The organism is Roseiconus lacunae, from assembly GCF_008312935.1.
In the GTDB taxonomy this organism is placed as follows: Bacteria; Planctomycetota; Planctomycetia; order Pirellulales; family Pirellulaceae; genus Stieleria; species Stieleria lacunae.
The window spans coordinates 86,291-99,442 of sequence record NZ_VSZO01000005.1; the positions used below are offsets into that span (position 1 = coordinate 86,291).

The following is a 13,152-nucleotide window of genomic DNA, read 5'->3' on the forward strand; positions in this document are numbered from 1 at the left end:
TTCTGAAGAACGTCCGAGCGTGCGTCAATAGTGTAGCGATGACAAAGCAAGCCGGGCGGTGATTTGGTAGATTGTTGGCCCTCCACTGTTACCCCTTCCCTGATGTTCATCATGCATTCACTCTTGTCCCGGCTCGTTTTGATCGCTTCCTCGTGGATCGTATACCAAGCTGCGGTATCGCCCTTCGCAGCGGCGGAAAGTAGTCCCAACGTCATCTTGATTTTTATCGATGATCTAGGCTGGAAAGATCTTGGCTGCTACGGCAACGACTTTGTCGAGACTCCGAATATCGATGCGTTGGCTTCGAGCGGTGTGCGTTTCACCAACTTTTATGCGGCCGGCGCAGTTTGCTCACCGACACGCTGTGCCGTTCAATCGGGGCAAAACCAAGCTCGTGTTGGAATCACCGCACACATCCCCGGTCACTGGCGTCCATTTGAACGTGTCATCACACCGCAGACCACGATGGCGTTGCCGCTTGAAACGGTCACGATTGCCGAATCATTAAAGACAGCCGGGTACGCGACCGGGTACGTCGGCAAATGGCACTTGGGGACGGCTGCACAGTTTCAGCCACAGTACCAAGGTTACGACTTAAGCGCGGTAATCAATGGGCCTCACCTTCCGGGACGCTATCGTGTTCAAAAACCGAGTGAGCTGAAGCCGCCCGGTAAGTCGCAGTATCGTACGGATTACGAAGCCGACGTTTGCATTGATTTCATCGAATCAAATCTTGACCGTCCCTACTTTTTGATGCTTTCTCCCTTCGCGGTGCACATCCCGTTGGGGGCGATGTCAGAGAAGGTGGAAAAGTATCGCGGGAAAGCAAAGCGACGCGGCGTTGATCTACCCAATCCGATTTACGCTGCGATGATCGAACATTGTGATGATATGGTTGGACGTATCGTCGATGCGGTTGACCGAGCCGGACAGACCGAGAACACCATGATCGTGTTTACGTCGGACAACGGTGGCTTGTACAAGCGATACGACTACCGTGAATCCGCCGATGACCTAGTCAGTCGACAGACTCCACTGAAAGGTGAGAAAGGTTCACTCCATGAAGGCGGTATTCGGGTGCCGCTGATCGTTAAGTACCCGCCGATGGCAAAAGCCGGATCGACTTGCGAAGAGCCGACGATCAGCTACGACTTTTATCCAACGTTTGTCGAGCTCGCAAAAGCAAGCCTTCCCGAAAACCAAACGATCGATGGTTTGAGCTTGCTACCATTGCTCGCCAATCCACAAGGCAAGCTTGATCGTGACGCCCTGCATTGGCATTACCCGCACTATCACCATGGACGACCGGCAAGCGCGATTCGTGAGCGCGATTGGAAGTTGATCGAGTACATCGACGGCAGCAATGACGTCGAACTGTATCACCTTGTACAAGACATCGGAGAGACGACTGACCTTTCCGAAGAGAAGGCAGGACGCGTTGCCGATCTGAAGCGAAAGCTCAGTCAATGGAGAACCACAACGCTCGCGCGGATGCCGTTGCCCAATCCGCATTACGACAAAACACGCGCCGGTGAATGGTGGAGTCGAAAAACGGGTGCCCCGATCGACAGCTCCGCGAGACGTCGCTTTCCGCCGACCGAAAAAGACCAATAGATGGAGTCGCCCTTGGAGCTTAGCGAACGGGTGATTTTCAGGTTTGATCTCTCACTGAGTCGCCAACCACTCCGCAATACTCGCGGGACAGAACGCCACCTTCATGGAGTGATGGGCAACAATAGAAAATCAACAGGCTATTAGGCATCGGATTTATCGAAGTCTCCGTTCGCGAAGATCACCTCAAGGCAGATATTTAAAGAGTCCGTGCGAAGGTGTATCACACATGGCTTGTTATTCGAACGACCAGTCTTAGGACAGGTCTTAGACGCCCTGCGTGGGCAACGTGTGGGTGTTGAAAATTCGCGTCACGACGGGTGATTCGGCCACAAAGTGGTGTCAAGTCAACGCGTCGGGCTGTTTCCCCTCAAGACGTGTGAAACACCCCCACCACGGGCGATCAACCTGAAGTTTCAGAGATAAGTTTCCTGTACATGACATCACCTTGACCGGCTGTGTCATGCCTCTTCTCTCTAAACTTTTCTCAACAATCAGGTTGATATCCATATGTCCCGGAAACTCTCTTTTGAGTCGATGGAAGCGCGTCGTCTATTGGCAGCGGACATCGGGGCGCTTCAGGGCCCTGTTCAAGAAGACGTGTCATTCGAAGCGGCAGGTGAATTCTCGGCAAAGGCATTTGCAGAGATTGGCAATCTGGACGGAACCGCGATGATCTCCAGCACTCTGGGCTGGTTCAATTCCTATGACCGAATTGGGTTCTCGGTGGAACGCGAAGCGGACGTATCGATCCGCGTGGATGGGTTCTGGTCAGATGTGAATCTGTATCTGACCGATTCGCGTGGGTACATCGTCGACTACTCGCTGAATTGGGGCACTGCTGCAGAGACCATTGACGTGACAGTGGAACCAGGTAGCTACTACGTGTGGTCATTGGCGACGTCTTGGTACACCACCGGTTATCAAATGGAGCTAACCGCCGATCAAGTTCCGGAGCCTTTGCCCGAACCAGAACTTGAGCCCGATCCGGGAGTTCCATCCGACGGCGTTTCGCCGCTTCCCGACGTCGATTACTTTGGTGGTTCCAACGAATGGGGAATCAACGCCGTTGGTGCACCGGAGGCATGGGCCGCTGGCTATACCGGTGCCGGTGTGACGGTAGCGGTCGTCGATACCGGGGTCGACCTCGATCATCCGGATCTTTACAGCAATCTGTATGTTAATCCCGGTGAGATCGCCGGCAACGGAATCGACGACGATGGGAATGGATACGTCGATGATATCCACGGGTTTGACTTCGCCGATTACGACGCCGATCCAAACGACGTACACGGGCACGGCACGCACGTCGCCGGTACGATCGCGGCTGTTGATAACGGTTACGGTGCGACCGGCGTTGCCCCAGACGCAACGATTTTGCCCGTCAAAGTGCTCGGTGATAACGGATCGGGCAGCTCTTCCAGCGTTGCCGCTGGGATTCGATACGCAGCCGACCTTGGCGCGGACATCATTAACCTAAGTCTTGGGGGCGGCTACAGCTACCAAATTGAAACGGCCATTGAATACGCTCGATCCCTCGGTTCGCTTGTCGTTGCGGCCTCTGGAAACGAGTACGCGGCGACACCCGGCTATCCCGCTCGATTCAGCGCGTCGCTTGACAACGTTTTGTCAGTCGGTGCTCACGATTCGAACGGCAACATTGCTTCCTTCAGCAATGACGTTGGCGGCAGCGGAGCCGTTCAAGTCGACGCGCCTGGGGTTGGCGTTTACAGTACGTATGTCGGTGGCGGGTTTGGACGGATGTCCGGAACCAGCATGGCAACGCCGCACGTTGCCGGAGTCGCCGCGTTGACGCTGTCGGCGAATCAATCGCTTTCGCCGTCGGCCTTGCGTGATCTACTCGTTTCCGGCGTAGTGGGTTCGGCGAATGGATCTGATGCGGTTGGCAAAGTCAGCGCCCTCTATTCGGTTGCTTACGCAGCCGCGGGGGTTTCGGCCGGATCTGCATCCGGGGGCGGGGCGACTGGCGGTTCTGGATCATCGGGCGGGGTCGGTGCCGCAAACGTTGGCGGATCTGACTTCTTAAGCAACGCGGAAATCGAAGATGTTGACGAGGTCTTCGAGTCAGATTTTTCTGACCTGTCACCCGTCGAATCTGAGCCGCTGCCGAGTGCTCCCGCACCACAGCATTCAGATGACGCGTTGACTGAATTCTATGCATCTGATGACAGTAGCGATCCGTTTGGAAATGAGGCAGAACTGGATTTGGAACTTCTTGCGACGGCGTAGCCCCGAGGCAGACCGTTGCCGCGATCCTCGGATCGCGGCAACGTGACTGCTCATTACCAACCAGCTTTGCGTTAGGTGCGATCAAGATTGTGCTTAGAGCGCGACTAGTGCTCCGACTAGATCAAATGTTCGGGTTCGGCTCATCAGCCGACGGGCGTTAGCCCCGGTTACTGCAACGAAACCGTGGCTAACGCCATTCGGCTGATCCTAAAATCAGAGGTTGACGAAGCACTCGTCATGTTCTCCCGCATTCGGTAAAAGCCTCGCGGCAAAAGCTCTGCGTCGTTCAGAAGCTTAACTTCTAGAAGGCAACAAATCCCAAAGACGCGGATCGGTCAATGATTCCGCGACTAAATGGGCACCTCGAAAATCTTGGCCTTGGGTGTGTGGGCTGGGGATCGAAACGACAATCGCTCCCGCCGCCACGCCTGCGGCGGTCCCGTTGCCGCTATCTTCGAGCACCAACATTCGCTCTGGCGTGATCGCGAATTGCTCGGCTGCCTTGAGATACATTTCGGGGTGTGGTTTACCGCGGACCACATCGTCGCCCGTCAGTACAAATGCCAATTCGTCACGCCAGTCTTGTTGCTCGAAAATTAAGTCAACCCAACGTCGACGGCTACTCGTGGTCAGGGCGAAGGGAAGTCCACTTGTACGTAGTCGATCGACCCAGGCGGCAAGTCCTGGCATCGGTCGAATTTGCTGAGGTAATAGTTCTCCGTACAATTGATCGGATTCCCGCAGAAGATCTTCGGCGTCGTCGTTGAGTGAATGGAAATCGATCATTTGCTGTACCGCGGCCGTACCGATCCTTCCCATCATTAACGCTTGCAGTTCGGCGCTGTAGCGAAGCCCTCGTCGTTGTAAGATGGTATCGCCCACCTCCCAATAAATCCGCTCGGTATCAAACAGCAGTCCGTCCATATCCAGCGCGACGGCACGAACGTACGAACGAGTGTCCTGATCTGAGGAACCGGCGGGCGTCGGTTGTTTTGGCGTCCCCTGCCGGTTCGCTCGCTGTGGGTGTTCCGGGGCCATCGCTTCCTCACTATTTAAAATCGCTACGTGTCAAAGTCGGTCGAACGCATTCTTACCACTTGGTCCATTGACGGAACAGGACCGCTGACGCGATCGATCGCCGAGGTCAGCACTTCCGGTTGGATCGACCCGGATGCGTCCCATTGGGCGATCGAAACATTCATTCCGATCGAAACAAGCGTCCTGCTTGACCATTTGACAGCGGTTGCCGATCGGCTTCCCAATTGGTCGCAGCGACGTGAGTCGTTTGAACTTGCCGTCGAACAGATCATTTCGCATGTTGACCAAATTTCTGCGAAGCGGCAAACCGAATTTTCAGATCGTTACCACGAGCTGGACCCGGACAGCGACTGCAAGATCCCGTCCACGGCGCGAGCGTCATGCGATGATACAAAGACGGAACCGCTTTTCGAACTCTTGGAAACCACCATCAAGGATGCCGGCTATAGCAAACTGACTCAGGAAGACATCGAGCGATGCGTCGGGGTCGCAAGTCACTGGGGGGTACCGATGAGTGCGAACTTCGAATTGTTTCGTCACTTATCGGTCTATGCACGCGGCGACGTGGTCGGACGTCGTTGCCATCGCCATCTCCGCAAGCTTTATCGCTTACAAATGGTCGACGTGGCTATCTACCAGCGTTTGGTCGTCATCTTTCAGCTCGGCGAAGATTTTGAGCGTGGGGAACTTCTGCCTGCCGACAAGCTGCACCTGCGCATCTTTAAAAACATCCCCAAGCAAGACGTCGACATGTTGCTCCCGGGGACCAAAATCAAACTCAGTGGGATCGATCACGCCAAAGTGATCGTCCCCAGCCTGAGCGGATGGTTGTTTTCCCTACAGAAGATATCACGCTTCGTGCTCGTCACCTTGGCACTTGCCGCCTACTACAGTACGGCGCTGATCATCGGTTTGGTCCTCGCAGCGATCGGCTACGGTGTGAAAAGTTTCTTCGGGTATTTCCAGACGAAGAATCGCTATCTATTGAACCTGACAAGAAACCTGTACTTTCAAAAACTGGACACGAACGCGGGCGCCGGGTTGCAGCTAGTCGGCCAGGCTCGCCGGCAAATGATGAACGAGGCCATTTTGGCTTACTTTGCGATCGCCACCGAAACCGAGCCGATGAGTCATCGGAAACTCCGTCGCAAGTGCGAACGACTGGTCCGCGAGGCTATCGAAGTGGAAATCGACTTTCCGGTCGAACCGGTTATCAATCGATTGTTGGAACTCAACGTGATCAGCCAGGACCGCCAACAAAAACTGTCGGTCGCCCCAGTGCCGGTCGGTTGATTCCAGTGCCGATCGGTTGATCAGGACGCGTTGGATTCAGCCTTGCGTTCGGCCTCACGGTTTAAGCCATGTTTGTGCCGCACGATCTCGCCTTCAACGAGGTAAATCACTTCTTCGCAGACGCTTTCGGCCAAATCGCCGATTCGTTCCAGGTGCCTTGAAGCACTAAAACAATGCATCGCAGGTTCGATCAGCTCACGATCTGATTTCATCACTTCTTGCAAATGATCGATCACAACGCGGTTAAGTGCGTCGACGATGTCATCCATTTCGATCACCTGATTGGCCATGTTGGCATCACAGTTGATGAACGAGTCCAAGGCTCGACGAACCATCTTGATGGACGTATCAACCATTTCGGACAGCTCTTCGGGCACCGTGAACAATGGGAATAAACACAGTGCCTTTGCACGTTCGGCGATATTGCATGCCGTATCGCCCATTCGTTCTAGCTCGCCGTTCACTTTATCGATCGCGATCAGGTAACGCATATCGAAGGCAACCGGTTGGTGCAGCGCCAGTACTTTCAAACACTCTTCTTCGATCCGTACGTCCATTTCGTCGACCGTGACGTCGCTTTCCAGGACGCGCTCGGCGAACTCAGGTCGTCGTTCGACGAGCGAGCGAACGGCAAGTTGAATCATTTGTTCGACTAGCGTGAATTGGGAGATCAGTTGCTCGCGCAAGCGTTCCAATTCGCGTTCAAGATGTTTCGACATATTCGCGTGTCTCCTTCATTCACCGCATTGAATACACATGGTGTCGGCTGCAATGGAGATCATCCAAACTTGCCGCGGACGTAGTCGTCCGTTTCCTTCTTTTCTGGTTTCGTAAAGACTTGTTTCGTGTCGCCCGTTTCGATCAACCTTCCCTCAAAAAAGAACGCCGTTCGATCACTACACCGGGAGGCTTGCTGCATGTTATGCGTGACAATCACGATCGTATACTGAGATCGCAGCTCGAAAATCAGATCCTCGATCGCGAGTGTGCTAGCCGGATCCAACGCGCTACACGGTTCGTCCATCAACAGAACTTCGGGACCGACGGCAATCGCACGTGCGATGCAAAGCCGCTGTTGCTGACCGCCGGATAAACCGAGCGCGGGTCCGTGCAGACGGTCCTTCACTTCGTCCCAAACGGCTGCCTTCTGGAGCGACCATTCGACCAACTCATCCAGTTCCGCCTTGGTTGTTTTCATGTGCAACCGAGGCCCGAAGGCAACGTTGTCGTAAATGCTTTTGGGAAATGGGTTCGGTTTTTGGAAGACAATGCCAATTTGCCGACGAAGCGCGACGACATCAATCGAAGGGTCAAGGATATTCAGATCCTTGCTTTTGCCGGCCCCATCGCCATCGGTTTCGTGCAGCAGTGACAACTGCCCTTTCGCCCGAGCGCCGGGCACGATGTCATTCATCCGATTGATCCACTTCAACAGTGTGCTCTTGCCACAACCGCTCGGACCGATGAACGCCGTTACCTGATTCTTGGCGATATCCAACGTGAGATTGTGGAGCGCTTGGTAATCGCCGTACCAAGCACAGAGGTCCTTGATCCGAATCAGCGTTTGATCGGCGGACGTTACCGTCGGAGGATTGTCAGTTTGAGCCGTCGGGGCGGTAGACATAGCGTTGTAGGGATCAGGTATGAGCTTTTTGAACTTTTTGGCGAATGATGATTGCCGTCGAGTTCAGGATCAACAAGACAACCAGCAGGACGATGATGGCCGCCGCGGCGAGTTCTTGGAATTCGATCTGCTGCCTTCCCGCCCAATTAAAAATGAGCACCGGCATCGTGACCGCATTGTCCATTAAATGTTCCGGTGCCCCGCTTTTCATCACATTCGCACCAAGGACAACGAGGATCGGGGCGGCTTCACCGATCGCACGTCCCATCGCCAAAATCGCTCCCGTCATGATACCTGGAACCGCCGCGGGTAAACAAACATGCCGCACCGTTTGCCAAGTCGTGGCGCCGATTCCCATCGAAGCTTCGCGAAGCGACGGAGACACCGCCCGTAACGCTTCCTGAGACGCGATGATGATGATCGGCAAAATCACCAACGCCAACGTGAGCCCTCCGGACAAGAAACTCTTGTCCAAAGGCAGGCGGAAGTAATACCAACTACGGCGGGTGATCGTTCCGCCGATTGCGCCTTTCTCAATTGTCCGTCGCTTCGTCGCTTCGTCTTTCGGACGCGGCGTACCGGGCTCCCAGACAGCGAGTTCGAGTTGTTTTCCCTCGTTGTCGACTCCGATTGTCGGTTCGGTGATCTCGATTTCAGGGACCGAGGAATCTTCCTGTGGGACAAAGACGACATGCCCCGGTTGTAAGGTCATCACCTGGTAATAGTGTTCGGCGCCCATGATCTCCCAACCGGGCGACTCGTTGACCTTGATCTGGCCGAAAATATTGAACATGTAGACAAAGACCGTCAGACCCAAAAGGCCGTAAACGATCGAGGGTACGCCTGCCAAGTTCGCGATATTCAATTGGATGAAACCGTGGACGAAACGAAGCGGTTTGCTTGTCGGTTTAAATTCTTCCAGGAACACCGCCGTTGCGATCCCAAGCGGTAGCGCCGCAAGGGCACAAACAAAACAAACGATCAGCGAGCCAATGATCGACGGCCACATCCCACTGCGCTCGATTTCCAGTTCGCTGTGAGCACGTGTCAACAAATCGGTCGTCAATCGCGATTGTCCCTGAGTCCAAATGGCGGCCAACAAGACGACCAGGATGAGCACACTTACAAACGCGATGGCTACACAGAGGCCATAAAACCATCGGCTCATCCGTTTCCGACGGATCGCGTTGTTCGTTAAGTACTGGGCATCTTGGTTCGTCAAAGCCGTAGGCATCGTGCTCACTGATACGACTCCTGAAAGCGGCGACGAATGATTTGGCCGACGAGCGTCATTCCGAAGGTGATCAAGAACAACGTGATCGCAACGCCGTAAAGGCTGAAATACTGCACCGTACCGTACTCACTTTCGCTCTTAATCATCTCAACAATGAACCCCGTCATCGTCTGAGCCTGTTGGGTGGGATCGACGGTCAGCGTCGGCAGTGTACCGGCCGCCAACGCGACAACCATCGTTTCTCCGATGGCGCGACTGAAGGCGAGCAAGAACGCGGAAACGATCCCGCTGAGTGCCGCCGGGACGACCACTTTGATCGACGTTTCGAAGGGGGTGCAACCGAGTCCATAGGCACCTTCGCGTAACGCCCTAGGGACCGCTCGCATTGCATCTTCGGAAAGGCTGCAAACCATGGGCAAGCAAAGGATCCCCACGGCAATCCCGGCACTCGTCGCGTTAAACGTTGTGAAGCCGTCGGCAAAGAATTGCAGCGTCGGGCTGATCACAAGGATCGCGAAGTACCCCAGTACGACCGTGGGAATGCCCGCGATTACTTCCAAGGTCGGTTTCAACCAAGAGCGAATTCTTCGTGAAGCGAACTCGCTCAAGTAGATCGCCGTGACTAGTCCCAGCGGTAAAGCGATCAGCATGGCAATCGCGGTGACTCGCAGAGTTCCACTGAGCAACGGCAAGATCCCAAACTTCGCCTTCTCAAGTTCCTTGCTCTGTAGTGCCGTCCACTCGGTGTCGGTCAAGAAACCGCCGAGTGTGACCGCGTCACTGGCAAAAAAACTCGCGCTTTGGCTGACCAGCATATAGATAATGCCGATCGTGATCAGAACCGTGATGGTCGCACAGGCCGCCAAGCTCAGGACGATCAACCGCTCGGACAAAGCGCCAAGACTGGTTGATCGGAACTCTTTCGATTGCAAGGCCTTAGGCAGTGACATGATGTCGTGGGATCTCGTTGAAAAAACCGAACACGTCGTAATAGACTACTTCACCAAATTGGATTCGACGAAGATGTCTTCTAATGCACCGCTGCGGGTCTCTCCTTCCGGGGAGATGTAGTGAGTTCCGGCGACGCGATTTTCGACATTTGACTTGCCCTTCTCGACGATCGAATCGGGCAGTCGGACGTAGCCGACGCGTTCGCAGAGTTCCGAGACGTTGCTCAAGTAATAATCGACAAACGTTTGGACTTCGGCTCGTTTCAGCGACGCGGTGCTGACGTAGATAAACAACGGACGGCTGAACGGCGCGTATTTCCCACTGGCGATGTTTTCGCCGGTAGGCAAGTATGCCTCGCCGTCTTTGGGATTGACGATCTTGGCAGCCTTCAGTCTGTCCTTGCTTTCTTCATAGTAAGCGACGCCGAAGAACCCGATGGCGTTCTTATTGTCGGCAACACCTTTGACCAAGATGTTATCGTCCTCGTTCAAGCTCATGTCTTTCCGCAATTCGGCATCGGATTTACCGACGACGACTTCGTGAAAGTAGTCATAGGTACCGCTGCCCGTTCCGGGGGCGTAGATGTCAATGTTTTCGTCTGGCCAAGAAGGATCAACGTCTTTCCAAGTCTTTGCCGCGTCTTCACCGACGAAGATTTTCTGAAGTTGTTCAACGGTCAGAGTGTCGACCCAGTCGTTTTGCGGGTTGATCACAATCGTCAAACCGTCGTAAGCGACTGGAACCTCGACGAACTCAACCCCGTTCGCTTCGCACTTTTCCTTTTCGCCTGGTTTGATCGGCCGCGACGCGTCAGAGATATCGGTCTTTTTGACTTCGAAGTCGTTGAAGCCATTGCCAGTGCCCGCTCCGTCAACGGAAACCGAAACCTCAGGATACTGCTTGCTGAATTGCTCGGCGACGGCGTTGCTAATCGGCAGAACCGTGCTGCTGCCGTTGATCTTGATCGACCCGGCCATGTTCGAAACCGCTACGGTTTCGTCGCTCGTAGGCGTCGCATCGTCGTCGGAAGGTGTGCTCGATTTTCCACAACCCACGGCACAGAGGACCGCGATTGCCACGGGGAGGGTTAGCTTCATCAGTTGCATGTTCTTCAAGTGAGTGGCCATCGGGGGAAATCACTCCGGTGATAGGTGGTAGATCACTGTGCTGGCTTGGCCGTAAAACGCGTCATGACAAAGACGCGCCGTTTGTTGTCAGAAAGATGCCGCTCGAAATTGTCCACAATCACGATCCCACATTTTCTGGCACGCGCGAAACATAACAGTGCGGGCCCACAATGACGACCACAATGGGCGTGTTCAACGAATGAAGATTGGATGAAGGCGGAGTCTGCGTCCGCCTACACGGGGCCACCCGAGGGCCCATCTCCCATAATCCCCGAAAAACGGGGCATGATCTCGCCCTGCGCCGAAACAAAAAACTCGGCGTTGAAATCCCAGGCATCGTAAAAATCTTCTTTCGGGGAGTTCAGCGAGTTGTCGTTCACGTGATCACTTGCCGCGTCCCCACTCGGTCGCGAATTCTAATCGAAACGGCGTACTAGAAACAGCGAGCGGTTCTCCCACCGCAAGCTGGAAGTAAACGTTCCAATCCTCACCCGGTGGACTCGGCTTTGAACCACCCTGCAATCGGCCGTGTGGCGTAATCAGCAGTAAGGCCGATCCGGTAAGACAGAATTGTGAGCGTGGCGAGGGGGCGGTACTTGTCGAAAAAGCTTGGGCGACAACGACCGTTCCTTAAGAGCGGACTGCCTTCCCCCCTCCGCGTCAGTCGGCGGCTTCTTTGACCTTTTCCAGGATATCGAGCAGAACCTGATCCGGCTCGATCCCCTCCGCCTGAGCTTCAAAATTCAGCAAGACGCGGTGGCGCATCGTTGGTAAGAATACACGGCGAATGTCTTCGAAGCTGACATTGAACCGGCCGGCTAAGATCGCGCGTACTTTTGAAGCGAGTGCTAGCGTTTGCGCCCCCCGAGGGCTGCTGCCCCACCGAACGTATTGATTGGTTGCATCAACCGAATGTGGCCCATCCGGGTGAGTCGCCAGGGTCAGCCGGACCAAATAATCGCGTATTGGCGGTGTCAGTACCACGTCACGGACCATCGACTGCATTTGTAAGATCGATTGGCCGTCGATGACTTTTTCGATCGTCGGTTTCTCGCCCCGTGTGGTCCGCTCAACGATCTCGTTCAAGTCGTCACGGCTGCTGTAGCCAACGACCAGTTTGAACAGGAACCGGTCAAGCTGAGCTTCCGGAAGCGGGTATGTCCCCTCTTGCTCGATAGGGTTCTGGGTCGCCAAAACGAAAAATGGTTTTTTCAGTTCGTAGCGTTCGCCGGCAGCTGTTACCGTGCCTTCCTGCATCGTCTCCAGCATCGCAGACTGCGTTTTGGGAGTCGCGCGGTTGATTTCATCAGCAAGCAGAATTTGTGTGAACACCGGACCACGCTGAAATTGAAACTCGCGATGCCCCGAATCCGATTCGACAATCATGTTGGTGCCCAGGATATCTGCGGGCATCAAATCGGGCGTGAACTGAATACGATTGAAGTCCAGGTCGAGGACTTCTGATAACGTTCGCACCAGCATCGTTTTCCCGAGTCCGGGTACGCCTTCGAGCAAACAGTGGCCGCCACAGAGCATCGCCGTCAGCACGCCTTGAACGATCTCGTCATGACCGACGATCACCCGCCCAATCATTTCCCGAACTCGTTCATACCGTTGACGGAAGTCGTCTGCTTTTTGCTGGGTAGAATCAGTAACGCTGCTCATCGAAAGCTCGATCGGGAAAGACAAGTTGTAGGTTCGAGCAAGCAGTTTATCCGATTTCGATTCGCGAAGGTGAACGGGGGGAACGCAAAAATCCACAAGCCGTCGTGGACGCACAAAAGTCGCGTTTGGGGCGTTTGCGATCTTTTTCACCCTGCCGTTTCGAATGCTCGCGGTTGCGCTCGATTGCGACCGCAAAGGTTACTTGAGTGACGTGATTTTGCAGGCGGTCGAAGTGCGTCCTTGAATACCCTTTCGGGAGATAGCGAAATTAACCAACGGCATGGCGGTACCGCCAGCAGGGCGATGCTGCCGATCTACAAGAAATTACCGGGGCAACTTGCGCGAAGGAAAAAGGTATC

10 protein-coding genes are annotated in these 13,152 nt (G+C 54.6%); 3 read left to right on the forward strand and 7 right to left on the reverse strand.

Annotated elements, in window-relative coordinates:
* Positions 1 to 111 precede the first annotated feature (111 nt).
* Together FYC48_RS08865 and FYC48_RS08870 are read left to right on the forward strand one after the other, a co-directional pair.
* Entirely contained in the window at positions 112 to 1,614 is a 1,503-nt protein-coding gene (locus FYC48_RS08865; protein ID WP_149496344.1) for a sulfatase, read from the forward strand.
* A 534-nt stretch (positions 1,615 to 2,148) separates the two neighbouring features.
* The gene (locus FYC48_RS08870; RefSeq protein ID WP_235034158.1) at positions 2,149 to 3,861 is read left to right on the forward strand and encodes a S8 family peptidase; all 1,713 of its coding nucleotides are present in this window, start codon (positions 2,149 to 2,151) and stop codon (positions 3,859 to 3,861) included.
* 294 nt (positions 3,862 to 4,155) lie between these two features.
* Here the strand turns inward: FYC48_RS08870 and FYC48_RS08875 are convergent, their stop codons facing one another.
* Positions 4,156 to 4,899 (reverse strand): HAD family hydrolase, encoded by a 744-nt coding sequence (locus tag FYC48_RS08875; RefSeq protein WP_149496346.1) that lies wholly within the window; start codon positions 4,897 to 4,899, stop codon positions 4,156 to 4,158.
* A gap of 27 nt (positions 4,900 to 4,926) precedes the next feature.
* On the opposite strand from FYC48_RS08875, the gene FYC48_RS08880 reads away from it, so the two are divergent.
* Positions 4,927 to 6,192: a DUF3754 domain-containing protein gene (locus FYC48_RS08880; protein ID WP_149496347.1), complete on the forward strand. Its 1,266-nt coding sequence runs from the start codon at positions 4,927 to 4,929 to the stop codon at positions 6,190 to 6,192.
* A gap of 20 nt (positions 6,193 to 6,212) precedes the next feature.
* Here the strand turns inward: FYC48_RS08880 and phoU are convergent, their stop codons facing one another.
* The 6 genes from phoU to FYC48_RS08910 form a co-directional block, all read right to left on the reverse strand.
* On the reverse strand, positions 6,213 to 6,911 hold the full coding sequence (phoU, locus tag FYC48_RS08885) for a phosphate signaling complex protein PhoU (protein WP_149496348.1): 699 nt from the start codon (positions 6,909 to 6,911) through the stop codon (positions 6,213 to 6,215).
* Between the two features lie 59 nt (positions 6,912 to 6,970).
* Positions 6,971 to 7,816, reverse strand: a complete 846-nt coding sequence (gene pstB / locus FYC48_RS08890) for a phosphate ABC transporter ATP-binding protein PstB (protein WP_149496349.1) — start codon at positions 7,814 to 7,816, stop codon at positions 6,971 to 6,973.
* A 13-nt stretch (positions 7,817 to 7,829) separates the two neighbouring features.
* Positions 7,830 to 9,050: a PstA family ABC transporter permease gene (locus tag FYC48_RS08895; RefSeq protein ID WP_149496350.1), complete on the reverse strand. Its 1,221-nt coding sequence runs from the start codon at positions 9,048 to 9,050 to the stop codon at positions 7,830 to 7,832.
* Positions 9,051 to 9,055: 5 nt separating this feature from the next.
* Positions 9,056 to 10,000, reverse strand: coding sequence for a phosphate ABC transporter permease subunit PstC (gene pstC / locus FYC48_RS08900; RefSeq protein ID WP_149496351.1), 945 nt, complete (start codon positions 9,998 to 10,000; stop codon positions 9,056 to 9,058).
* 45 nt (positions 10,001 to 10,045) lie between these two features.
* Complete coding sequence (locus tag FYC48_RS08905) at positions 10,046 to 11,128, reverse strand: PstS family phosphate ABC transporter substrate-binding protein (protein ID WP_230777646.1); 1,083 nt, start codon at positions 11,126 to 11,128, stop codon at positions 10,046 to 10,048.
* A 660-nt stretch (positions 11,129 to 11,788) separates the two neighbouring features.
* Positions 11,789 to 12,793, reverse strand: a complete 1,005-nt coding sequence (locus FYC48_RS08910) for an AAA family ATPase (protein WP_149496352.1) — start codon at positions 12,791 to 12,793, stop codon at positions 11,789 to 11,791.
* Between the last annotated feature and the right edge of the window lie 359 nt (positions 12,794 to 13,152).

Bases quoted from the DNA above. Each gene is read 5' to 3' on its own strand.
- FYC48_RS08875 (WP_149496346.1), bottom strand. From the start codon at position 4,899: ATGGCCCCGGAACACCCACAGCGAGCGAACCGGCAGGGGACGCCAAAA.
- FYC48_RS08910 (WP_149496352.1), bottom strand. From the start codon at position 12,793: ATGAGCAGCGTTACTGATTCTACCCAGCAAAAAGCAGACGACTTCCGT.
- pstB (WP_149496349.1), bottom strand. From the start codon at position 7,816: ATGTCTACCGCCCCGACGGCTCAAACTGACAATCCTCCGACGGTAACG.
- pstC (WP_149496351.1), bottom strand. From the start codon at position 10,000: ATGTCACTGCCTAAGGCCTTGCAATCGAAAGAGTTCCGATCAACCAGT.
- FYC48_RS08870 (WP_235034158.1), top strand. From the start codon at position 2,149: ATGGAAGCGCGTCGTCTATTGGCAGCGGACATCGGGGCGCTTCAGGGC.
- FYC48_RS08905 (WP_230777646.1), bottom strand. From the start codon at position 11,128: ATGGCCACTCACTTGAAGAACATGCAACTGATGAAGCTAACCCTCCCC.
- phoU (WP_149496348.1), bottom strand. From the start codon at position 6,911: ATGTCGAAACATCTTGAACGCGAATTGGAACGCTTGCGCGAGCAACTG.
- FYC48_RS08895 (WP_149496350.1), bottom strand. From the start codon at position 9,050: ATGCCTACGGCTTTGACGAACCAAGATGCCCAGTACTTAACGAACAAC.
- FYC48_RS08865 (WP_149496344.1), top strand. From the start codon at position 112: ATGCATTCACTCTTGTCCCGGCTCGTTTTGATCGCTTCCTCGTGGATC.